The 22,874-nt window shown below is 61.6% G+C and carries 20 protein-coding genes; 9 read left to right on the top strand and 11 right to left on the bottom strand.

The genetic code is table 11. From position 1 onward, the window contains the following. Window positions 1-59: 59 nt before the first annotated feature. Window positions 60-494: a DUF1841 family protein gene (locus tag ACIQ47_RS02865; protein WP_396436777.1), complete on the bottom strand. Its 435-nt coding sequence runs from the start codon at window positions 492-494 to the stop codon at window positions 60-62. Window positions 495-1,029: 535 nt separating this feature from the next. Here ACIQ47_RS02865 and pcaF point away from each other — a divergent pair. Then, window positions 1,030-2,232, top strand: a complete 1,203-nt coding sequence (pcaF, locus tag ACIQ47_RS02870) for a 3-oxoadipyl-CoA thiolase (RefSeq protein WP_396436750.1) — start codon at window positions 1,030-1,032, stop codon at window positions 2,230-2,232. Window positions 2,233-2,259: 27 nt separating this feature from the next. On the opposite strand, the gene ACIQ47_RS02875 is transcribed toward pcaF, so the two are convergent. Beyond that, entirely contained in the window at window positions 2,260-2,649 is a 390-nt protein-coding gene (locus tag ACIQ47_RS02875; RefSeq protein WP_396436751.1) for a hypothetical protein, read from the bottom strand. After that, complete coding sequence (locus ACIQ47_RS02880; RefSeq protein WP_396436752.1) at window positions 2,646-4,037, bottom strand: acyclic terpene utilization AtuA family protein; 1,392 nt, start codon at window positions 4,035-4,037, stop codon at window positions 2,646-2,648. Before ACIQ47_RS02880 ends, ACIQ47_RS02875 begins: the two co-directional genes overlap by 4 nt. Before the next feature lie 172 nt (window positions 4,038-4,209). Between ACIQ47_RS02880 and ACIQ47_RS02885 the strand changes: the two genes are divergently transcribed. The 7 genes from ACIQ47_RS02885 to ACIQ47_RS02915 all read left to right on the top strand — a co-directional run bounded on the left by ACIQ47_RS02885 (window position 4,210) and on the right by ACIQ47_RS02915 (window position 12,096). Continuing rightward, a complete protein-coding gene (locus ACIQ47_RS02885; protein WP_396436753.1) occupies window positions 4,210-5,085 on the top strand; it encodes a branched-chain amino acid ABC transporter permease in 876 nt (291 codons plus the stop codon). Window positions 5,086-5,093: 8 nt separating this feature from the next. Beyond that, a complete protein-coding gene (locus tag ACIQ47_RS02890; RefSeq protein ID WP_396436754.1) occupies window positions 5,094-6,170 on the top strand; it encodes a branched-chain amino acid ABC transporter permease in 1,077 nt (358 codons plus the stop codon). Beyond that, window positions 6,167-7,000, top strand: a complete 834-nt coding sequence (locus ACIQ47_RS02895) for an ABC transporter ATP-binding protein (protein ID WP_396436755.1) — start codon at window positions 6,167-6,169, stop codon at window positions 6,998-7,000. Before ACIQ47_RS02890 ends, ACIQ47_RS02895 begins: the two co-directional genes overlap by 4 nt. Next, window positions 6,997-7,815: an ABC transporter ATP-binding protein gene (locus ACIQ47_RS02900; RefSeq protein WP_396436756.1), complete on the top strand. Its 819-nt coding sequence runs from the start codon at window positions 6,997-6,999 to the stop codon at window positions 7,813-7,815. Before ACIQ47_RS02895 ends, ACIQ47_RS02900 begins: the two co-directional genes overlap by 4 nt. Window positions 7,816-7,818: 3 nt before the next feature. After that, a complete protein-coding gene (locus ACIQ47_RS02905; protein WP_396436757.1) occupies window positions 7,819-9,675 on the top strand; it encodes an AMP-dependent synthetase/ligase in 1,857 nt (618 codons plus the stop codon). A gap of 50 nt (window positions 9,676-9,725) precedes the next feature. Then, entirely contained in the window at window positions 9,726-10,895 is a 1,170-nt protein-coding gene (locus ACIQ47_RS02910) for an ABC transporter substrate-binding protein (protein ID WP_396436758.1), read from the top strand. Between the two features lie 253 nt (window positions 10,896-11,148). Next, complete coding sequence (locus tag ACIQ47_RS02915; RefSeq protein WP_396436759.1) at window positions 11,149-12,096, top strand: TerC family protein; 948 nt, start codon at window positions 11,149-11,151, stop codon at window positions 12,094-12,096. A gap of 100 nt (window positions 12,097-12,196) precedes the next feature. On the opposite strand, the gene ACIQ47_RS02920 is transcribed toward ACIQ47_RS02915, so the two are convergent. Then, the gene (locus ACIQ47_RS02920; RefSeq protein WP_396436760.1) at window positions 12,197-13,090 is read right to left on the bottom strand and encodes a LysR family transcriptional regulator; all 894 of its coding nucleotides are present in this window, start codon (window positions 13,088-13,090) and stop codon (window positions 12,197-12,199) included. A 205-nt stretch (window positions 13,091-13,295) separates the two neighbouring features. Between ACIQ47_RS02920 and ACIQ47_RS02925 the strand changes: the two genes are divergently transcribed. After that, window positions 13,296-14,522, top strand: coding sequence for an MFS transporter (locus ACIQ47_RS02925; RefSeq protein WP_396436761.1), 1,227 nt, complete (start codon window positions 13,296-13,298; stop codon window positions 14,520-14,522). A gap of 35 nt (window positions 14,523-14,557) precedes the next feature. Here ACIQ47_RS02925 and ACIQ47_RS02930 read toward each other — a convergent pair whose 3' ends face one another. The 7 genes from ACIQ47_RS02930 to ACIQ47_RS02960 are packed head-to-tail and all read right to left on the bottom strand — an operon-like array spanning window position 14,558 to window position 22,870. Beyond that, window positions 14,558-15,727, bottom strand: coding sequence for an acyl-CoA dehydrogenase family protein (locus ACIQ47_RS02930; RefSeq protein ID WP_396436762.1), 1,170 nt, complete (start codon window positions 15,725-15,727; stop codon window positions 14,558-14,560). Continuing rightward, a complete protein-coding gene (locus ACIQ47_RS02935; protein WP_396436763.1) occupies window positions 15,724-17,712 on the bottom strand; it encodes an acetyl/propionyl/methylcrotonyl-CoA carboxylase subunit alpha in 1,989 nt (662 codons plus the stop codon). The genes ACIQ47_RS02930 and ACIQ47_RS02935 overlap by 4 nt, the downstream gene beginning before the upstream one ends. After that, on the bottom strand, window positions 17,709-18,515 hold the full coding sequence (locus ACIQ47_RS02940) for an enoyl-CoA hydratase/isomerase family protein (protein ID WP_396436764.1): 807 nt from the start codon (window positions 18,513-18,515) through the stop codon (window positions 17,709-17,711). Before ACIQ47_RS02940 ends, ACIQ47_RS02935 begins: the two co-directional genes overlap by 4 nt. Beyond that, window positions 18,512-19,684, bottom strand: a complete 1,173-nt coding sequence (locus ACIQ47_RS02945; RefSeq protein WP_396436765.1) for an acyl-CoA dehydrogenase family protein — start codon at window positions 19,682-19,684, stop codon at window positions 18,512-18,514. Before ACIQ47_RS02945 ends, ACIQ47_RS02940 begins: the two co-directional genes overlap by 4 nt. Before the next feature lie 26 nt (window positions 19,685-19,710). Continuing rightward, window positions 19,711-21,321, bottom strand: a complete 1,611-nt coding sequence (locus ACIQ47_RS02950; protein WP_396436766.1) for an acyl-CoA carboxylase subunit beta — start codon at window positions 21,319-21,321, stop codon at window positions 19,711-19,713. Continuing rightward, the gene (locus tag ACIQ47_RS02955) at window positions 21,318-22,211 is read right to left on the bottom strand and encodes an SDR family oxidoreductase (protein ID WP_396436767.1); all 894 of its coding nucleotides are present in this window, start codon (window positions 22,209-22,211) and stop codon (window positions 21,318-21,320) included. Before ACIQ47_RS02955 ends, ACIQ47_RS02950 begins: the two co-directional genes overlap by 4 nt. Continuing rightward, window positions 22,208-22,870 carry a TetR/AcrR family transcriptional regulator gene (locus ACIQ47_RS02960; protein WP_396436768.1) on the bottom strand — a complete coding sequence of 221 codons (663 nt, stop codon included), beginning with the start codon at window positions 22,868-22,870 and terminating at the stop codon, window positions 22,208-22,210. The genes ACIQ47_RS02955 and ACIQ47_RS02960 overlap by 4 nt, the downstream gene beginning before the upstream one ends. Window positions 22,871-22,874 lie beyond the last annotated feature (4 nt).

Consider the following 22,874-nt stretch of genomic DNA (forward strand, 5'->3'; position numbering starts at 1 on the left):
AAAAACCCGCCTCGGCGGGTTTTTTGTTGTCTGATTGCCTTTGTTCCTGTGCTCTGGTCTCAGTCTTGTGTGGCGTTGCGCTGCACGCAGGCGATGTAGGATTCACCGTCGGGCATGCGACCCGAGCGCTGGCTTTCAAAAATCATGCGTCCCAGGCATTCCATGGCGCGGTGGTGCGCGTCGTGCAGCGAGTTGAGCCGGTGCGTGAGCAGTTCCACCGCCTGGCGGATGCCTCGGGGTTGGTCGATGCTGCATTGCTCGCTGATGGACAGGTGCATTGAGAGGTGCAAAAACGGATTGGTCCGGTGGGGGTCGTCGTTGAGCATGCTGGCCAGCGCCGCATCCACATCCGCCAGTTCGGCATGGTATTCGGGGTGCTCGTCGATCCAATGGCTGACAAGCATTTCCATGGGTTCCAGCGTGGCCGCTGTGCGGGCTTTGGCGTAGACGCCGCAAAAAAAGCGCCGGACATCGGCTTGTGAAGGTTGGATCAGCATGGGGTGGATTGTCTCTGAAGTGTGTGCTGGCTTGATTTCCGTATTCGCTATCAGGGGAGCGAGAGCTCGGGGTCCGGGGCCGGGGCTCAGAGGCGCTTCGCTTTGCCACATCGCCCCGGCCCCGGACCCCGACCTCTCACGTGGGCGTTTCGCTACAGCCGACAACACCCGTTTCCTTCTCGATGGGCTGTGTTTGACTCGGGTGTCAAAACCGGCAAGTCGAACCTCCCAACTGCCCGAGCAAGGCGCGACGGCGGCGCTGGTCGGGCGATGTGGCAAAGCGAAGCGCCTCTGAGCCCGGCCAGCGCCGCCGTCGCGCCTTGCGGACAGACACGGGCATTTCTTAACCGTACAGTCGCACTCTGAGGACGGCCAGCGCTGCCGTTACACCTGGCGAGCAGACACCAACATCTCTTCACCTTGCAGTCGCCAAACGCACACGCAAGCCCATCAACCGACCCTAAAATGTCGATGATCACCCTGTCATGCATGCAAAATAATGCATGAATTCCACCTTCGAGAGACCACCTGCATGAACCAAGCCTACATTTGCGACGCGATCCGTACCCCCTTTGGCCGTTACGGCGGCGCCCTGAGCAGTGTGCGCACCGACGACCTGGGCGCGGTCCCCCTGCGCGCGCTGATGGCCCGCAACCCCAATGTCGACTGGGCCTCTGTGTCCGACGTGCTGTACGGTTGTGCCAACCAGGCTGGTGAAGACAACCGCAACGTGGCCCACATGGCCAGTTTGCTGGCCGGTTTGCCCATTGACGTGCCGGGGGCTACCCTCAACCGCCTGTGCGGCTCGGGCCTGGATGCCATCGGCACCGCCGCCCGCGCCATCAAGGCGGGTGAAGCGGGTTTGATGATTGCGGGTGGCGTGGAAAGCATGAGCCGCGCCCCGTTCGTGATGCCCAAGGCCGACACCGCCTTCAGCCGCAACAACGCGGTGTATGACACCACCATTGGCTGGCGCTTCATCAACAAGTTGATGAAAGCCCAGTACGGCGTGGATTCGATGCCCGAGACCGCTGAAAACGTGGCCACCGACTACAAGATCGAGCGCGAGGCGCAAGACCTGATGGCCTACAACAGCCAGATGCGCGCCGTGGCCGCCATCAAAGCGGGTCACCTGGCGCGAGAAATTGTGGGCGTGAGCATCCCGCAGAAAAAGGGCGATCCGATCATGGTGGACACCGACGAGCACCCTCGCGAAACCAGCCTCGAATCGCTGGCCAAGCTCAAAGGCGTGGTGCGCCCCGACGGCACCGTGACCGCAGGCAACGCTTCGGGTGTGAATGACGGCGCTTGTGCCTTACTGCTGGCCGATGAAGCCACCGCTGCCAAAAATGGTTTGACGCCCAAGGCCCGCGTCGTGGGCATGGCCACGGCCGGTGTCGCGCCTCGCGTGATGGGCATTGGCCCGGCGCCTGCGACCCTCAAAGTGTTGGCGCAGACCGGCTTGACGATTGACCACATGGACGTGATCGAGTTGAACGAAGCCTTCGCCGCACAAGGCTTGGCGGTGATGCGCATGCTGGGCCTGAAAGACGACGACGCCCGCGTGAACGCCTGGGGCGGTGCGATTGCCTTGGGTCACCCGCTGGGTGCATCGGGTGCCCGCTTGGCCACCACCGCCATCAACCGTTTGCAGCAAACCGCTGGCCGCTACGCGCTGTGCACCATGTGCATTGGCGTGGGTCAGGGCATTGCGCTGATCATCGAGCGAGTTTGAGGCATGGACCCCGGATCAAGTCCGGGGTCATCCTTCTGGCCACCAGCCCCTTCGGGGGCTTTTTTGTGCCTGCTCGAGTTCTTCGGCACTGACCGAAATTTCCATGCGCAGCAGCGCCGCACCCATGGCTTTGCCCAGGTTGTCCAGGCGCAGGTTGCGTGCGCCGCCGCCTTGCAGTGCGCCGTGCAACACGAACTTCAGGGCCAGGATGTTGGGCAGTGGCCAGGCGTCCACCTGCCCCGGCAGCCAGCGCGCAAAGTGCGCATGCACTTGGGCGGCGGTGACTTCGCGCTCGATGATGCGGTAGCCCGCTTCGTTCCAGGCAAACAAGCCAAAGTCCACCCAGTCGGCCTTGTCGCCGCTGCGGGCGTGGGCGATGCGGGCCAAGGGAATTTTGATCAGGGGTGTGGTGTTCATGCGCTGGGCTCCAGCATCTCCAGGCGGGCTTGCACCCGGTCGCGTGGGATCAGCGTGGGCCAGATGCCCAGCAGTTCGCTGCTGTTGTTCAGGCCCTGAAAGCCGCAGGTGTAGGCCGGGCCGCTCAGCGCCATCCAGGGGAAAAGCCGTCCGAAGCCATCGGCCACCGCTTTCACGGGCGTGCGCAGCACCATGCGCACCCAGATTTCGGCGCGTTCGTTCAGCTCGGCCACAGGCGGCAGTGGAGCCAGTGGGCCGTGTGCCGAGTTCAGGCCGGGGTATTCGACAAACAATTCGTCAAACGGCATCTTTCGCTCTTGCAGTTGGCGGCGGATCATGGCTTCGGCCGTTTGCACTTTGTCCCAGGCGTCGGGCCAGGAAAAGCCCCAAGTGATCTCGGCCTTGAAGCCATCCCGAAAGCCTGCCACCACTTTGAGCTGATCGGTCGGCGCGTGGCCTTGTGCACCGGTCAAGCGCACGCGGTTTTGGCCTTCGTCGGTCAAGTGGATTTGACCCATGTCGAGCACCACATCGGGCGAAAAGTACGCGTGCGGGTTGTGCACCTCGTACAGCAGTTGTTGGCGCACGGTGTCGAAGTTGACCAGGCCGCCCGTGTCGGGGGCCTTGGTGATGAAGGCCGTGCCGTCTTGCCAGACCTCGGCAATGGGGTAGCCGATGTGCGCCAAATCCGGGATGTTTTGCCAATCGCCCTGGCCGCCAAAATTGCCGCCACTGCCCTGGCCTGAGCATTCAAGCAAATGCCCCACTGTCAGGCCTTGGGCCAGACGGTTGAAGTCCTCGGGCGTGACTGCATCGGCCAGCTTCCAGCCCAGGCCATGCACCAGCGGCCCCAGAAACAGCGCCGCGTCCGCCACTCGCCCGGTGATCACGATGTCGGCCCCTTGGTCCAGTGCCTCCACGATGGGTTGCGCGCCCAGGTAGGCGTTGCCAAACACCAGCCGCTCGCGCACGGGGGTCACATCGGCGCCGTTCATCAGGTGTTCAAAGCGGCTTTCGGGTGTTTGCAGTTGCGTCAGCACATCGTCGCCACTGACCACCGCGATGCGCGGGTGCCAGCCCTTGGCCGCCAGCGCCGCTTGCACCGCTTGCGCTGCGCCCATGGGGTTGAGGCCGCCCGCGTTGCAAACGAACCGGACCCCACGTGGCTGCATCAGGGGCCACAGGCGCAGCAGCATGGGCACCACATCGCGTGCATAGCCCAGAGCAGGGTCACGTTGCCGGTCTTTTTGCAAGATGGCCAGTGTGAGTTCGGCCAAGTGGTCGCTGGCGATGTATTGCACCTGGCCGCGCTCGATGCTGGCCACCACGGGTTCCCAGTTGTCGCCATAAAAGCCCAGGCCCGAACCGATGCGAATGGATTGCGTCATGGGGCGATATTGAAGCCTTGTACAACGACGGTAATGGGGGACAACCCCTAGGAAAAGTCTCGTGTAAGACATCCATAATCGCACGGTCGTTCGCAAATGCTTTTCAGGGTGCTCCGACATGACCCTGCCAAGTCCAGCGAACTCGGCTAGACAGAAACAAGAGGAGACAGGCGTGCAATTGCTGCAACTGCTGATCAGCGGTGTGGCCCAGGGCTGTATTTACGGACTCATTGCCCTGGGTTTCGTGCTGATTTACAAGGCCACCGAGACGGTGAGCTTTGCCCAGGGCGACCTGATGATGGTGGGGGCCTTTTCGGGCCTGGCTGCCATGACGCTGCTGGGTTTCCCTTTCTGGATTTCTGTGCCGGCGGCCATCGTGGCCATGGGCATTTTTGGCGTATTGCTTGAACGCCTGGTCATCCGCCCCATCCTGGGTCAGCCGGCTTTTTCCATCGTCATGCTGACCATTGGCGTGGGCTATGTGCTGCGCGGCCTGATCACCATGATTCCTGATGTGGGCACCGACACCCACACCCTGCCCGTGCCCTATGCGGGCGAAGTACTGCGCTTGGGCGGTCTGGTGATCGCGGCCGAGCAAATGGTGGTGATCGGCGCCACCGGCATTTTGTGCCTGGGCCTGTTTGCCATGTTCAAGTACAGCAAGCTGGGCATTGCCATGCAGGCGGCCTCGCAAAATCAGCTGGCTGCCTATTACATGGGCATCCCGGTCAAGCAGATCAATGGTCTGGTTTGGGGTCTGGCTGCAGCGGTGGCGGCGGTGGCGGGCTTGCTCTTGGCCCCCATCACCTTTGTGCACGCCAACATGGGCTTCATTGGCCTGAAGGCCTTTCCCGCAGCGGTGGTGGGCGGCTTTGGCAGCTTGCCCGGTGCAATTGTGGGCGGGTTGGTGATCGGCATCGTTGAGTCGCTCTCGGGCTTTTATCTGCCCGAAGGCTTCAAGGACATTGCGCCCTACATCGTGGTGTTGCTCATGCTGGTGCTCAAGCCCAATGGCTTGTTCGGCGAGCAACTGCGCAAGAAAGTCTGAGGCCCGGCATGCGTTTTATTTTCAAAACCGATTACAACCAGGATGTGAAACTGGCCAAACATGGCGGCCATGTCTTCTGGTACAGCTTGCTGGGCTTGTTGCTGGTGGCCGCCCCTTGGGTGGTGGCCGAGTACTGGCTGGCGCAGCTGACCTTTGTGCTGATCTATGCGGTGGTGGGCCTGGGCCTGATGCTGCTGGCGGGCTTTACCGGCTTGTTCTCTTTGGGCCACGCGGCTTTCTTGGGGGTGGGGGCTTACACGCAGGCCGTCATGGTCAATGCCGGGGTGCCGTTTCCGCTGGCACTGGTGTGCGCGGGCTTGTTTTCGGCCATCGTGGGCATCATCGTGGGTTTGCCCGCTTTGCGCGTCAAAGGCATTTACCTGGGCATGGCCACGCTGGCCTTTGGCTTCATCGTTGAAGAAGGCATGGCCCGCTGGGAAAGCGTCACGGGCGGCAATGCCGGCCTGATGGTCAGCTACCCGAAAATGGGCGGCTGGACACTGGACAGCACCGAAGAGTTTTATTTCCTGTGCTTGCTGGTGACCGTCGGGGCCACGCTGGCCATCGTGAACCTGCTGCGCTCGTCCACCGGGCGTGCCTTTGTGGCCATCCGCGATTCAGAAATCTCGGCGCAAAGCATGGGCATTCATCTGGCCCGCTACAAAACCCTGTCTTTCGCTGTGTCTGCCGCGTTGGCGGGCATTGGGGGTGCTTTGTACGCTCACAAAATCCAGTTCCTCTCGCCCGAGCAGTTCAGCATCATCCAGTCGATTGACTTGCTCTTGATGGTGGTGATTGGCGGCTTGGGTTCGATCCACGGGGCTTTCCTGGGCGCGATTTTCCTGATCGTCATGCCCCAGCTGATTTCGATGGGCAAAGACTTTTTGCCCGCCGCCATTGGCGGTGCCGCCGGCTTGCAGGGCACGGTCTACGGCATGGTGCTGATCGGTTTTGTGCTGTTTGAGCCCATGGGCCTGTATGGCCGCTGGCTCAAGGTGCGGACTTGGTTCCAGCTCTTCCCGTTTTACCGCCGTGGCCTGTTCAAGCGCCAAAAATCGTTCCAGAAGTCGGACCGCCTGAAATGAACGCAGACATCCTTTTATCCGCACAAGACCTGAGCGTGCGCTTTGGCGGCGTGCTGGCCGTCAACAAGGTCAGCTTCGACGTCAAGCGCGGCGAGGTCTTCACCCTGATCGGCCCCAACGGCGCTGGCAAGACCACCGTGTTCAACCTGATCAGCCGCATCTACACCCCCACCACGGGTGTGATCGACTTCGCCGGGCCACAAGGCACGCTTCGCCTGACCGACCAGCCAGCGCATCAAATTGCCGGACTGGGCATTGCCCGAACCTTTCAGAACATCGAGCTGTTCGAGCACGCGACCGTGCTGCAAAACCTCTTAATTGGCCGCCACACGCACCGCAAGACGGGGTTGTGGAGCGAAATGTTCTTCACCCGCAAAACCCGCGCAGGCGAGATTCAAGCGCGTGAAAAAGTCGAGGAAGTGATTGATTTTCTGGACCTGCAACACCACCGCGACTCGATGGTGGCGGGCTTGCCTTATGGCGTGCGCAAAGTGGTCGAGCTGGCGCGCGCCCTGTGCACCGAGCCCAAACTGCTGCTGCTCGATGAGCCATCGTCGGGCCTGAACGTCGAGGAAACCGAAGACATGGCCTTCTGGATCTCGGACATCAAAAACGAGCTGGGCATCACCGTGCTCATGGTGGAGCACGACATGAGTTTGGTCTCCAAAGTGTCGGACCGCGTGCTGGCCATGAGCCAGGGCGAAGAAATCGCCACCGGCACGCCCAGCCAGGTGCAAAGCGACCCCGGCGTCATCGAGGCCTATCTGGGCTCAGTGGACGACGTGTCTGCTTTGCGCCGTGAAAACTATGTGCCCGGAGGTGCCGCATGAGCGCAGCCACCCAAACCCTGAACACGTCGGCAGAGGCGGCCGATGACAACGTGATGCTCAAGCTGCTCAACGTTGAGAGCGCCTACGGCCCGATCAAGGCGATTCGCGGCGTGAGCCTGCAGGTGCGGCGTGGCGAGATCGCCACCGTGCTCGGCTCCAATGGCGCGGGCAAGACCACCATCCTCAAAACCATCAGCGGCATCATCGACCCGCGCAAGGGCTCGATCGAGTTCAAGGGCCAGAGCATCACCGCGCAAGACCCGGCCATCATCGTGCAGCGCGGCCTGATGCATGTGCCCGAAGGCCGAGAGGTGTTCCCGCTGCTGTCGATTCGCGACAACCTGCTCATGGGCGCCTACACCCGCAAGGACCGCGATGGCGTGGCGCGCGACATGGAAGCCGTGTACAACTACTTTCCCATCCTGCGCGAGCGGGCTGCGCAAGACGCGGGCTTGCTCTCGGGCGGGCAACAGCAGATGCTGGCGATCAGTCGGGCGCTCATGGCCGACCCCGACCTGATCTTGCTGGATGAACCCAGTTTGGGCCTTTCTCCGAAGTTGACCAAGGAAATCTTCGAAATCGTGGTGCGCATCAACCGCGAGCGCGGCACCACCATCTTGTTGGTGGAGCAAAACGCCAACATGGCGCTGAACGCCGCGGACTACGGCTATGTGCTGGAAAACGGCCGCATCGTGATGGAAGACACCTGCGCCCGCTTGCGTGAAAAAGAGGACATCAAGGAGTTCTACTTAGGGCTCAAAGAAGAAGGCGTGCGCGCCGACCGCCGTTGGAAAAAGAAGAAAACCTGGAGATAAAACATGAGCCAACTCTGGGACACCTCCGGCATTGCGCCACAAAAAAATATCGTCATGGCGGGCGAGACCATCCCCGCCATCTTCTGGAACGCGGTGACCGCTCGCGGTCCCAATGTCTGGATGCGCCAAAAAGACTTGGGCATCTGGCGCAGTTGGACCTGGAACGAGACCGCCCAAGCCGTGCGCGAGATCGGCCACGGCCTGATGGCGCTGGGTTTTGAGGCGCGGCACACCGCCTCCATCCTGGCCAACACCAACATCGAGTGGGTGCTGTGCGACCTGGCCGTGCTGAGCGCCGGTGGTGTGTCCAACGGCATCTACCCGACCGATGCGGCCGAGCAAGTGCATTACCTGTGCGAAGACTCGGGCACCCGCGTGCTGTTTGTCGAAGACGACGAGCAGCTCGACAAGGCCCTGGCCGTGCGTGACACCTTGCCCCTGTTACAAAAAATCGTGGTGTTCGACATGGAGGGTCTGCGTGACTTCCATGATCCGCAGGTCATCAGCCTTAAACAATTGCAAGCGCTGGGCCGTGAACACGCCCAGCAGCACCCCGACATGCTCGCGCAGCGCAGCGCCGCTTGCAAGCCCGAAGAGCTGGCCATTTTGGTTTACACCTCGGGCACCACCGGCAAGCCCAAAGGCGGCATGCACAGCCACCATGGCCTGGTCTACACCGTGCGGGGCTACAACACGCTGATTGCCCGTGACGAGCGCGACGAGTGCATGTGCTTTTTGCCGCTGTGCCACATTGCCGAGCGCATGGGGGGTGAGTATTTCTCGATGTACACCGGGGCCAAACTCAACTTTGTCGAGAACCCCGAAACGGTGCCCGAAAACGTGCGCGAAATCGCACCCACCGTGTTCACGGCTGTGCCCCGCGTCTGGGAAAAGTTTTATTCGGGCGTGATGATCGCGCTGAAAGAGGCGGGCGGCCTGCAGCAAGCCACTTACGGTTGGTCCATTGGGGTTGGCCACCAGGTGGCCGAACTGGTGCTGGCGCACAAGCCGGTGCCCGGCAGCCTCAAGCTGCGCTTTCATGTGGCCCGCTTGCTGGCGCTCAACAACGTGCGCAAGATGATCGGCATCCACCGCGCGCGTTTTTTGGTCACGGGTGCGGCCCCCATTTCTCCCGATTTGGTGCGTTGGTATTTGGCGCTGGGCTTGCCCATGCTCGAAGTCTGGGGCATGACCGAGACCTGCGGTGCGGCCACCGGCGTGCCTGCCGACCGCATCAAGCCTGGCTCCATTGGCCCGGCCGCCGAGTACAACGAAATGCGTCTGGACCCGGTGACCAGCGAGATTTTGGTGCGCGGCCCCAATGTGTTCATGGGCTACCTGAACCTGCCCGAAAAAACGGCCGAGACCATCGATGCCGATGGCTGGCTGCACACGGGCGACGTGGGCGTGGTGGACGAGGAAGGGTTTTTCCGCATCACGGACCGGATGAAAGACATCATCATCACGGCTGGTGGCAAAAACATCACCCCCAGCGAATTGGAAAACGAATTGAAATTCTCGCCCTACGTCACCGATGCGGTGGTGATTGGCGACAAGCGGCCTTATTTGACAGTGATCATCATGATTGACCAGGAAAACGTGGAGAAATACGCACAGGACAACGACGTGCCTTTCTCCAATTACGCCAGCCTCACGCACAGCACCGAGGTGCAGGAACTGATCCAGGCCGAAGTGGACCGCGTCAACAAGAAATTCGCACGCGTCGAGCAGATCAAGAAATTCTGGCTGCTGGACACCCAGCTGAGCGCCGAAGATGAAGAACTGACCCCCACCATGAAGCTCAAGCGTAAACTGGTTGAGAAAAAATACACGCCACAAATCGAGGCGATGTACCGTTGATTCGATTCCCTTTTCCCTTTTATCCATCACCACAACAGGAGACCTGCACCATGAAAATCAAACTCAGCCTCGTCGCCGCTGCGATGGCCCTGACCGCTGGCGCGGCCATGGCCCAGACGCAGGGCGTGTCCAAAAACGAAATCACGCTGGGCTCGATCCAAGATTTGTCGGGCCCGCTGGCTGGCTTTGGCAAGCAAGTGCGCTTGGGCATGATGCTGCGCGTGGACGAAGCCAACGAGCAAGGCGGCATCAATGGCCGCAAGTTCAAGCTGCTGGTCGAAGACTCGGCCTATGACCCCCGCCGCGCCGTGCTGGCCGCGCAAAAGCTGGTCAACCAGGACAAGATTTTTGCCATGATTGGCCACATCGGAACGGCGCAAAACATGGCCGCCATGCCGGTGCAGTTCCAGAAGAATGTGATCAACTTCTTCCCGGTCACAGCCGCCCGAGAAATGTACGAGCCCTTCCACAAGCTCAAGTACTCGTTTGCCGCCACCTATTACGACCAGATGCGCCTGGGCCTGCCGATTTTGGTGAAAGAAAAGAACGCCAAACAAATCTGCGCCATGCACCAGGACGATGAATTTGGTCTGGAAGTGTTCCGTGGCGCCGAAGAAGGCCTCAAAACCATGGGCATGAAATTTGCCGAAGTCACCACCTACAAACGTGGCGCGACCGACTTTGCATCGCAGATGCAAAAACTGGCCTCGTCCAAGTGCGATTTCGTTGTGATGGGCACCATCATTCGCGAGACCATTGGCGGCATCGCCACCGCGCGTCGTCTGGGCTTTAACCCCACTTTCATGGGTTCAAGCGCGTCTTACACCGACTTGATTCACAAGTTGGGCGGCCCCGCCATGAATGGCTTTTATTCCACCATGTCGACCCAGCACCCCTATCTGGACGAGGCCGCGCAACCCATCCGCTTCTGGGCCAACAAGTACAAGACCAAGTTCAACGAAGACCCGACCGTGTTCTCGGTCTACGGCTACAACGCCATCGACTCGTTCTTGCGCGCGGTTGAGAAATCCGGCAAAAACGTGACCACCGAGAGCATCATCAAGGCCATGGACACCATGGTGATCCCGCCCGATATTTTCGGCACTGGCGAAATGACCTTCACCGCCACCAAGCGTTTGGGCAGCAACGCCTCGCGCATGTCGCAAATCACCGACGGTCGCTGGAAAGTGACCTCGGGTTACTTCAGCGACAATAAGTAAAGCCTGCAGCGCCCGCTGCATGACAAAAACCGCCAGTGCCCGCAAGGGTCTGGCGGTTTTTTCATGGGGGCTTCAAGAAACATTTGAGCAGAATAATTCAGCCAAACACTCCATTTTTTACGAACTATAAAGCCATCTGAATCAGCAAAAAACTGCGCCTTCTGCCCTAGACTTCAAACCTTTGAACAGATGGTTGTTGACATGTGTGTCCAACCGGTGCTTTGAATAAGTCTTGTCGGATTTGAAGGTCTTTATGAATACCGTTGCCCCCCTTTGGTTATGGGCCACTTTTGTGGCCATTGTGTTGGTGTCGCTGTTCGTCGATTTTGTGGTGCTCAAAAAGCAAGGTGCCCATGACATCGGCGTCAAGGAGGCGTTCAACTGGTCGCTGATCTGGATCGCGCTGAGCTTTTTGTTCAACGGCTTGTTTTGGTGGGCCATCAAGGACACCACCGGTTCGGTGGCGTTGGCGAACACCAAGTCGCTGGAATTCCTCACCGGTTACCTGATCGAGAAATCATTGGCGGTGGACAACATCTTTGTCTTCCTGATGATCTTCACCTACTTCGCAGTTCCGAACCAGTTCCAAAAGCGCGTGCTGATGATCGGCATCATCGGGGCCATCGTGTTGCGCACGGTGATGATTCTGGTGGGTGGTTGGTTGCTGGCCCAGTTCCATTGGGTGCTCTATGTCTTCGGTGCCTTCTTGATCCTCACAGGTGTGAAGATGTGGTGGGCTGCAGGCAAGGAACCCGATCTGGACGACAACCCTGCGCTCAAGCTGCTGCGCAAAGTATTGCCGGTCAGTCAAAACTACGATGGTGAAAATTTCTGGACCATCGAAAACGGCAAGAAGATCGCGACGCCCTTGTTCATGGTGATCTGCTTGATCGCCTTGACCGATGTGATCTTTGCGGTGGACTCGATCCCGGCGATTTTTGCGATCACCTCGGACCCCTTCATCGTGCTGACCAGCAACGTGTTTGCGATCCTGGGTTTGCGTGCCATGTATTTCTTGCTGGCTGCAGTCGCTAACAAGTTCCACCTGCTGAACTACGGCCTGGCCGTGATTCTGGTGTTCATCGGCACCAAGATGTGCTTGATCGATGTCTTCAAGATTCCGGTGGGCATCTCGCTGGGCGTGGTGGTCGGCATCCTGGCCGTGACCATGTTGTTGAGTGTGCGCTCAGCCAAAGCCTGACACGCTGCCCTTCAGGGCAATCCTCTGAACAAGCCTCCAGGGCCACAAGCCTTGGGGGCTTTTTCACGTCTGAAGCTGCAGCACCTGAGCCTGTGGCGGTTCAAGCAGCCACGTCGCTGGCCTGCAAGAGCCGCTGCACCAGGGGATGCTGCACTTTCTTTTCGGTGCCGATCGCGAAAAAGTTTTCCTTCACGCCATCGCAGGGCCCTAAGCGCTGCACGTCATAGTGCGCCAGCAACTCGTCGTGCATCCACTCAGCGGCCGGGAAGACACCCATACCGCTTTCACCAAAGGTCTTGAGCAAAGCGCTGTCTTCGAATTCACCCACGATGCGCGGGCGGATGCCGTGCTGTTCAAACCAGTGGTCCAGTCGGGCGCGCACGGCGGTGTGGCCGGTGGGCAGCAGCACCGGCACCTCGGCCAAGCTGGCCGGAAACTTCTTTTTGGCCGACTTGACCAGCGCGGCCGTGCCATACCAAGACACAGGAGACGTGCCCAGTGCATGGTTGTAGAGCTTGATGTTGGCGTTGCCCGGCGCTGGGCGGTCCGACAGGACCACGTCCAAACGGTGCAGGGCCAAGTCACCCAGCAGCTCGTCGAATTCACCCTCGTGGCAGAGCAAACGCAAATGCGGCTCGCCCATCACAGGTTGCATCAAGCGTCGCACCACCAGTTTGGGCAAGCCGTCCGAGATGCCTGCGGCGAGCCGCACGGTGGGTGAGCTCACCGCGTCGCGCACCAGCGCGGGCAGGTTTTCACCCAACTGAAAAATCTGATCGGCTTGCTGCATGGCCGCCAGCCCAGCATCGGTCAGCACCAAGCCACGACCCGCAGGTTTGAGCAAGGCGTAGCCCAAAGACCGCTCCAGTTCCCGCACTTGGGCGCTGACGGTTTGCACGGCCATGTCGAGCTTGTCGGCCGCTCGGGTGATACCGCCTTCTTTGGCCACGACCCAAAAGTAATACAAGTGCTTGTAGTTGAAGGTGGTTCGCATGGACAGAATTTTCAGGAGGATAGATCGGCGATTATCTGCTTTTGCGGGGTGAACCGCGCGTTTGAAGTGAGGCCACATATGAGCTGTTCAGCGGACGGATCAGCCAGCAATGGGCAGAGCAGGGCTGCGTGTGGCCTGTCACGCAAAGGCCAGCGCAACGGGGTGCGTGTGGTTAGAGTGTGCTCAAGCACAAACGAAGCACACCATGAACCTCTTGACCGCACTGCGTCCGGGCTTGCCCATCCTGATCGGCGCTGCGCTGATGTTGTCGGTCAGCATGGGCTTGCGGCAAAGCTTGGGCGTCTTCATGCCCGCCTTGACCCAGGACATCGGGATTTCAGTGTCCGAGTTCACATTGGCGATTGCGGTGCAAAACCTGGCCTGGGGGTTTTTGCAGCCCTTTGCAGGGGCTTTGGCCGTGCGCATCGGTTACCGGCCCCTCATGATGACCGGTGCGGTGCTGTACATCCTGGGCATGACGTTGCTGTGCCTGGCGCAAGGCCTGCTGGGTGTGATCCTGGGCGCTGGGGTGGCCATTGGCGCGGCCATGGCCTGCAACGGATCGGCCATCGCCATGGCGGTGGCTTCGCGTCCGGTGTCGCCTGCCTTGCGAAGCACGGTTTTGGGCATCGTGTCCGCTGCAGGCTCCTTGGGGGCCTTGATGGCAGCGCCCATTGGCCAGCTGCTGTCGCAGGCGCATGGTTGGCGCGTGGGCGTGGGCGGTTTTGTCGTCATGGCCTTGGTCATCTTGCCCGCCGCCTGGTATGCCGGGCGGGTGGATGCCTTGCCGGTGCCGCCTTCACCGCATGGTGAAAAAGACAATGCCCCCGACATGGCCCGGTTTGCCTTGAAACATCCGCCTTTTGCGGTGATGACACTGGCCTATTTTGTGTGTGGCATGCAGTTGGTGTTTTTGACCACGCATTTGCCGTCCTACCTCGATTTGTGCGGCATGGACCCGATGCTGAGTGCCCAAGCGTTGGGCATGATTGGTGGCTTCAACGTTTTGGGCAGCTTGTTTTTCGGATGGGCGGGTGGGCGTTACAACAAGTTGCTGCTCTTGGGCGGCATTTATGTGCTGCGCTCATTCGGTCTGGCTTGGTATTTCCTGTCGGTGCCAACGCCTGAGAACACGCTGGTGTTTGCTGCCATCATGGGCTTTTTGTGGCTGGGTGTGGCCCCTCTGGTCACCGGCTACATCGGCGAAACCTTTGGCCTGCGCTGGCAAGCCATGCTGGGCGGCATCGCTTTCATGAGCCACCAGCTGGGCAGTTTCATGGGGGCCTTGGGGGGCGGTCTGGTGTTCGATGCCATGGGTTCTTACAACCGGGCCGTGCAAGTGGGCGTGTTGGTGGGGCTGTTGGCCGGCATGCTGCAAATGGCTTTTGCGCTGCGCGCCGAGTTGCCACCTGGCCAGCCCAGACCGGCCTGAAGCTCTTAGCCACGGACCGTGGCCCGGCTCGGGTCTCAAATCCCCAGCTGCTTGGCCGCCAGCTCTTTCATGATCTCTTCGGCCCCGCCGCCGATCATCATGACCTTGACTTCGCGGTACACCCGCTCACTCACCGTGCCGCGCATGTAGCCCATGCCGCCCAGCATTTGCACGGCGGCATCGGCGCAAAACTGCATGGTTTGGGTGGCGTGGTTTTTGAGCAGGCACACCTGCGCGACCCACTCGGCACCGGTCTGGCCTGCATCAGCTTGTTGCGTCACGGCATCGACCCAAGCTTGCGTGGACGAGATGCGCATTTGCATGTCCATCAACTTGTGGCGAATCGCCTGCCGCTCAATCAAAGCCGCGCCAAAGGTCTGGCGCTGGCGTGCCCAGGCCAGGGCTTCGTCAAAGCAAGCCTGGGCAAAGCCCAGCGCCATGGCCGACATGGCCAGGCGCTCGCCGTTGAAGTTGCCCATGATCATTTTGAAACCCGCGCCTTCGTCGCCCAGGCGGTAACGCTGGGGCACGCGAACCCCATCAAAGCGCAGCTGCGCCGTGTCCGAGCTGTGCCAGCCCATCTTGTGCAGTCGCGTGCGCGTGATGCCAGGCGTGTCACCCGGCACCACGACCATCGAGATGCCGCTGGCGCCCTTGCTGGCCGGGTGGGTGCGCACGGCCAGCGTGATCCAGTCGGCGCGCAGGCCCGAGGTGATGAAGACTTTTTCACCGTCGATCACATAGTCGGCCCCATCGGCGCGGGCGGTGGTGCGCAGGCTGGCCACGTCCGAGCCGCCACCGGGCTCGGTGATGGCCAGCGCCGCGATGCGCTCGCCGCGCAGCACCGGGGGCACCACTTCGGCTTGCAACTCAGCAGTGCCGTGGGCCATGACGGGGGGCAGGCCAATGTTGTGAGAAAACAGGCTGGCCATCACGCCGCCGCTGCCGCCGAAACGCGCCAGGGTTTGCGACAACATGTTGCGCGCACGCCAGGGCGCGGTGGTGCCGCCCAAGTGTTCGGGGTAGCCCAAGCCCAGCAGGCCCAGCGCAGCGGCTTGGGTGTACAGCGATCGGTCAAATTGGCCGGCTTCTTCCCAAGCGGGCACATGCGGGGCGATGGCTTGTTTGGCAAAGCGTTCTACCGTGGCCTGCAGGCTTTGCAGGTCTTCGGTCGAGAAATCAGTTGTGCCATCAGAGGTGTTCATGTGGCGTCCTTCCATTGCACCAGCACTTGGCCGGGGCCCACTTGCTGGCCCACGCTGGCCGAAATGCTGTGCACCGCCGCATCGCGTGAAGCGCACAAAATGTGTTCGAGCTTCATGGATTCGATGACCAGCACGGCATCGCCTTGCTTGACCTGCTGACCTTCTTGCACATGCAGCGCAATCAGCTTGCCGTTGAAAGGCGCGCGCAGCGACTGCGCCGCTTGGGCGCTGGCACCTGAGCTGGGGGCGCTGTGGCTTTGGTCGGTGAGCCACAACTCCACGCATTCGGGGCCCTGCAGTTGCACATGCCAGCGCTTGAGCGCGCCATGGCAGGCCACTGCACGGGCTTGCCAGTGGCGGCCGTTCAGCGTGATGTGCTGAGCCTCGTCGCTGCGTTGTACGCGTGCCTCGTGCGTGGCATCTCCCGTTTTAATGCGCACTTGTCCCCGACCCAGCTCCTGCAAGCGCAGCGACAAGACCTCATCGCCCAAGCCCATGCGCACGGGGCGCATGAACGGGCTGGGCATCGCGGCGGCGGGCGCTTGGTGTGCGTAGAGCACAGCCAGAACGGCCACGGTGCGAGCGTCGCTTTGGGCTTGCAGGTGTTCACGCACCGAGTCGGCTTGTTCGGCCAAAAACGGAATCAAGGCCTCACCCGCACGGAACACCGTGTGCTGCAAGCAAGCTGCCAAAAACGCCCTGTTGGTGGGCAGGCCCAGCATGGTGGTCTGGTTCAGGGCTGCGGACAGCTGGTCAATCGCTTCGCTGCGTGTGGGCGCGTGCGCAATCAGCTTGCCCAGCATCGAATCGTAGTGCGGCGTGACCACCGCACCCGCGTGCAGCGCATGGTCAAAGCGCAAACCTTCCGGTGCGACAAAGGCTTGCACCGTGCCAGTCTGCGGTGTGAAGTGTTCGTCTTCGGCGCACAGTCGCACTTCAATCGCGTGGCCTTGCAGGCATACATCGGCTTGCGTCAGCGGCAGCGGTTCGCCACGTGCAATGCGCAGTTGCCACTCCACCAAGTCGAGACCTGTGAGCATTTCGGTCACCGGGTGCTCCACTTGCAAACGGGTGTTCATCTCCATCAGATAAAAGGGCTTGTCGGCCTGGGCTTCGTCCAGCAAAAACTCCACTGTGCCCGCGCCCACATAGCCCGCCGATTGCGCGAGTGCAATGGCCGCTTGTCCCAGTTGCTCGCGCAGCGCAGGCGTCACCGCCGGGCTGGGTGATTCTTCGATGAGCTTTTGGTGCCGCCGCTGCACCGAACAATCGCGCTCACCCAGGTGGATGCAGTGGCCGTGCGCGTCGGCCATGATCTGCACCTCGATGTGGCGGGGGCGCAGCAAGGCGCGCTCCATCAACAAGTCACCGTTGCCAAACCCGGCCAGTGCTTCAGATCGGGCGCTGTGCAAAGCGGGCAGCAATTGCGCCATGTCGGTCACAAGGCGCATGCCGCGCCCGCCGCCACCGGCCACGGCTTTCACCATGAGCGGCAAGCCCAGTTGCTCGGCTTTTTCAGTGAAAGTGGCGTCGCTTTGGTCCGTGCCAAAGTAGCCAGGCAGACAAGGCACGCCGTGTTGCACAGCCAATGCTTTGGCGGCCGATTTGCTGCCCAGTGCGCGGATGGCCGCAGGTGGTGGGCCTACCCAGGTGAGGCCTGCGTCGATCACTGCTTGCCCAAACTCGGCGTTTTCACTCAAAAAACCATAACCCGGGTGCACCGCATCGGCCCCGGTGGCCTGCGCGGCCGCCAGCAGTTTGTCGATGCGCAAATAGGAGTCAGCGGACAGCGTGCCGCCCAAAGCGACAGCGGTGTCGGCTTCTTGCACATGCAGCGCGTCGCGATCGGCGTCGGAGTAAACGGCCACCGTCTGGATGCCCATGAGGCGAGCGGTGCGGATCACGCGGCGGGCGATCTCGCCCCGGTTGGCGATCAGCAATCTCGTGATGTCATGGGGCAAAGTGGTAGACAAGCTGGTGGTCATGCTGCGTCCTTGCCTGAGAGAGTCCAAGGCGCAGGCTGTTTGCGTGCAAACGCGGCCAGGCCTTGTGCGGCTTCGGCGCTGCGAAGGCCTTGGGCAAAGGCTTGTGCTGCATCACCGCGCAAATCCGGCACCGGGCTGCGCAGCTGGCGCAGCAGTTGTTTGGTGCTGGCCACCGCGCCGGGTGCAGCACGCATGAGGCGCGTCAGGGTCTTTTTCCAAACTTCAGCGCTGTCCTCTTCGAAGACTTCGTTGACCAAACCCACTTGCAGCGCTTGCGCTGCGGTGTAGCTCAGGCCTTGCAGCAGGCACTGGCGCGCCGCGCTCTCACCCAGGCGTTGCCACACAAAAGGCGCGATCTGCGCCGGTGGCAAGCCCAGGGTGACTTCGGGGGTGCCCAGCACCGAGCGGGCTGTGGCCACCACATGGTCGGCGCAGCACACCAGGCCAAAACCGCCGCCCATGGCCGCGCCATCCACCCGGCACACCAGCAACTGGGGCAGGGCAGAGAGGGCGTGCAACAGGTCGCCAAAGCCACGGTTCATGGCCAGCAGCGGGTCGGTTTGGCCAGCCTGCAAAGGCTGGCCAATCAGGCTGGCAAAGCCGCCCAAGCTGCCACCCGCGCAAAAGGCCCCGCCAGCACCGGTCAGCACCACAATGCGCAGCGTGGCATCTTGCTCGGCACGCGCACAGGCTTGCAGCAAGCCGTCCACCACCGCGTCGCTCAGGGCATTGCGGGTGGCCGGGTCGTTCATCGTCCAGGTCTCGACCGCACCCTGGCGTTCGATCAACAAAGTGCTGCTCATTTTTGGGGCCGCTTGGCAATGCCCATCATCTTGGACAGGATGCCCAGCATGACCTCGTCGGCACCGCCGCCAATCGAGGCCAGTCGGCCGTCGCGGTACATGCGCGAGACCTTGTTCTCCCAAGTGAAACCCATGCCGCCCCAAAACTGCAAGCAGGTGTCGGGCACGGTGCGGTTCAAACGGCCTGCTTTGAGCTTGGCCATGGTGGCCCACTCGGTCACGTCTTCGCCCGCGATGTAGTGTTCGCAAGCCTGGTAGGTCAGGGCGCGCAGGCATTCGATGTCGGCCTTGAGTTCAGCCAGTTTGAACTGCACCCACTGCTGGTCGGCCAGAGTCGATCCAAAAAGTTTGCGCTCTTGCGCCCAGTCCACCGTCCACTGAACGCAGTTGGTCAGCGACTGCAGCGTGCTGGCCGCGCACCACAGTCGCTCTTCCTGGAACTGCTGCATCTGGTACAGGAAGCCCTGGCCCTCGGCCCCGATGCGGTAGCGCTGGGGCACGCGCACTTGGTCGAAATAAATCAGCCCCGTGTCGCTGCTGTTCATGCCGATCTTTTTGATCTTTTTGCCCACCTCGATGCCGGGCAACAGCTTGCCGTTTTCGCGCATGGGCACCATGACCAGGCTTTTGTTCTTGTGGATGGGACCTTCGCCGGTATTGACCAGCATACACATCCAGTCGGCTTGCAAACTGTTGGTGATCCACATCTTTTGCCCGCTGATCAGGTAGTCGTCGCCGTCCTTGCGCGCCACGGTTTTGATGCCTGCCACATCGCTGCCCGCACTGGGCTCGCTCACGCCAATGCAGCCCACCATGTCGCCCGCAATTGCCGGGGCCAAAAACTGCGCTCGCAACTCGTCGCTGCCAAAACGCGCCAAGGCGGGCGTGGCCATGTCGGTCTGAACGCCAATCGCCATGGGAATTCCCCCGCAATCGATGTGGCCCAGCGCCTCGGCCATGGCCATGCTGTACGAATAGTCCAGCCCCGCGCCGCCAAAGGCTTCGGGCTTGGTCAGGCCCAACAGGCCCAGGTTGCCCATCTTCTTGAAAACTTCATGCGCCGGAAAAATCTCAGCCGCCTCCCACTCGTCCACATGCGGGTTGATCTCGGCCTCAATGAAACGCTTGAGCGTGTTCTGGATCTCGCGGTGTTCGTGGGTGTATTGCATGGGGTGTCTCCGTGGGGTTGGGTGGTTTACATGCGGGCCACGCCAAAGCTTGTGGCGCGGGGTTGGCGGGCTGCGCTCTCGGCACAGGTATCCAGGCAAAAGCTCAGCACGCTGCGTGTGTCGCGTGGGTCGATCACGCCGTCGTCGAGCACCAAGCCGCTGGTGTAAAACGCATCGGCTTGTGCTTCGAACAGGGCCACGATCTTGTCGAACTGGGCTTGCATCTTGTCGGGGTCGGGCGTGATGCCTTTGCGGGCCATGCCGGCTTCGGCCACGATCTGCATGGTGCGGGCGGCTTGCTCGCCGCCCATCACCGCCGTCTTGGCGCCTGGCCAGCTGAACAAAAAGCGCGGTGCGTAGCCACGCCCGCACATGCCGTAGTTGCCCGCACCAAACGAGGCCCCGCACTGGATGGTGATTTGCGGCACGGTGGCGCTGGTCACGGCCTGGATCATCTTGGAGCCGTGCTTGATCATGCCACCTTGTTCGCTGTCTTTGCCCACCATGTAGCCGGTGGTGTTTTGCAAATAGACGATGGGGTGACCCAGCTGGCACATCCACTGGATGAAGTGCGTGGCCTTGTTGGCCCCGGCCACATCAATCGGTCCGTTGTTGCTGATGATGCCCACGGCATGGCCGCCGATGCGCGCTTGGGCGCACACCGTGGCCGCACCGAACAGGGGTTTGAATTCCAGGACATCCGAATCATCGACCAAGCGCAACATGATTTCGCGCATGTCGATCGGTTCGCGGTGGTGGGCGGGCATCAGGCCCAGCAGCTCTTCGGCGTCCAGGCGTGGGGGCTTGGCTTGCCGTTCCGAGTTGTGCCCAGCCCAGTCCCAACGCGCCACCACATCGCGTGCTGTGCCCAGCGCGTGGCGGTCGTCTTCGCACAGGTATTCGCCCAGACCCGACACGCTGGTGTGCATCTCGGCACCGCCCAGTTCTTCTTCGGTGGCCACTTCACCGGTGGCGGCTTTGAGCAAAGGCGGCCCGGCCAGAAAGGCCCGCGAGCGACCGCGCACCATGATGACGGCGTCACTCAGCCCCGGCATGTAGGCCCCGCCTGCCGTGCCCGAGCCGTGTTGCACCGTGAGCACCGGCAGGCCCGCCGCCGACAGGCGCGCCAGGTTGCGAAACAGGCTGCCCCCCAGCACAAAGCCCTCGACCTTGTATTGCATCAGGTTGGCCCCGGCGCTTTCGACCAAGTGCACAAAAGGCAATTTGTTTTCAAGGGCGAGTTCTTGCACGCGTAAGATTTTTTCAAGGCCACGCGCCTGAATCGCCCCGGCCTCTATCCCTGAGTCGCTGGCCACCACCATGCAGCGCACACCACTGATGAAGCCAATGCCCGCGATCATGCCGCCGCCGGGCACCGATTTGGTGGGGTCCGGCGTGTCCTGCATGAAGCCCGCCAGCGTGCACAGCGGCAAGAAGGGCGCTCCGGGGTCCAGCAGCAAGGCCACGCGTTCACGCGGCAGCAGTTGCCCGCGTTTGTCAAACACTGGTTTGGATTGGGCCGAGGCAAGCGCTGCGCGGTCTTGAAGGGCCTGCCACTGCGCAAGACGCGTCAGCGCGGCTTCGCGCCGTTGCTGGGCCACAGGGCTGTGCGGGTTCCATGCGGATTCGAAATTCATTGGAATACCTTGGGGGTCACGGCGCGGTGAAAGCCGTCAAAGGGTTTGACGGCATCGCGCGCTTGCACATCGGGCTTGGCCACGGCTTGCTGCCAGCCCATGCGCATTTGCGGGCGGGCACCGTCCACACGCAGCACCGTGCCGCTGACAAAGCTGGCAGCGGGTGAGAGCAAAAACACAATGGCGGCAGACGTTTCGGCCTCGGTGCCAAAGCGGCCTTGCGGCACCGTGTTGCGCATCTCGCGCAGCATTGGGCCTGCTTCGGGTGGGTAGTGGTCCATGCCGCTGCTGGCGATGTAGCCCGGGGCCACCGCGTTCACACGCACGCCTTGCGCCGCCCATTCCAGCGCGGCGGTTTCGGTGAAGCTGACCATGCCGGCCCGCGCCGCGCCGCTGTGGCCCATGCCCGGCATCGAGCCCCACATGTCGGCCACGATGTTGACCACCGCGCCGCCGTGTTGTTGCATGCTTTGGTTGAAGCACTCGCGTGCCACCAAAAAACCACCCGTGAGGTTGGTGTCGATCACGGCTTGCCAGCCTTTGGCGCTGGTCTTGGCCAGCGGCGAGATGTATTGCCCACCCGCGTTGTTGACCAAGCCGTGAATGCGGCCGTGCTGCTGCACCACCTGCGCAACCATGGTTTTCACATCGTCTTCGCGCCGGATGTCACAGCTGTGCCAACTGGCTTGCCCACCGTCACCGGTGATTTCTTGCGTGGTGGCGGTCAGCTTGTCGGGGTTGCGGCCCACCAGCACCACATGCGCGCCCAGGTTGGCCAGCTCGTGTGCGGTGCAGCGGCCAATGCCCGAGCCGCCGCCGGTGACCAGGATCACTTGGCCCGTGAGCAGGCCGGGGGCAAAGACCGAACGGTAAGGCGTGGAGGGGGTCATGTGGGGTCTCTCAAAAACAAGGCCAGTGCGGCATCGGTCAATTCGTCCAGCGATGCGCGTGGGGATCTTTTCTGTGTTGTTGGGGCGGGTGCTTGGTACCACTGCACCGCCCAGTTGAGCGCGCCAAAAATCATCAAACGTGCCAGCTGCACCGGGGCCTGCAACTGGCCACTGGCGTGCAGCGCTTGCAGCACGGGTGTCCAGGCGGCTTCGTAGTCGTCCTTGATTTGCGTGATGGTGTGGCGCTGCTCGGCGTTCAGGGACCGCCATTCGTACAGCATCACCGGAATGAAATCGCTGTCAGGCCCCAGCAGCACATCGAACTGGTTGCGGATCAGGGCGCGCAATTGTTCGCGTGGGGGCAGGTCATCTGGCAGCCCCGCGCAGGCGGCTTCTTGGCGCTGGCTGGCTTGCTTCATGCCTTCCACCATCACCGCCAGCAAAAGGTCTTGTTTGTTGCCGAAGTGATAAAAAGGCGAGCCCGGCTGCATGCCCACCAGCGCCGCGATTTCGCGGGTGCTGGTGGCGTCATAACCCTTGCGGTGAAACAGCTGCGCCGCCGCCGAGATCAGCGCCTGACGCCGGTTGCCGTCGTCGCGCTCGTCCTCGGTTTTGCGAGGCCGACCGCGTGTGCGTTTGGGCTCAGCCAGTTCGCTCATGCCT

Source organism: Limnohabitans sp., assembly GCF_044373035.1.
Classification (GTDB): domain Bacteria; phylum Pseudomonadota; class Gammaproteobacteria; order Burkholderiales; family Burkholderiaceae_C; genus Limnohabitans_A.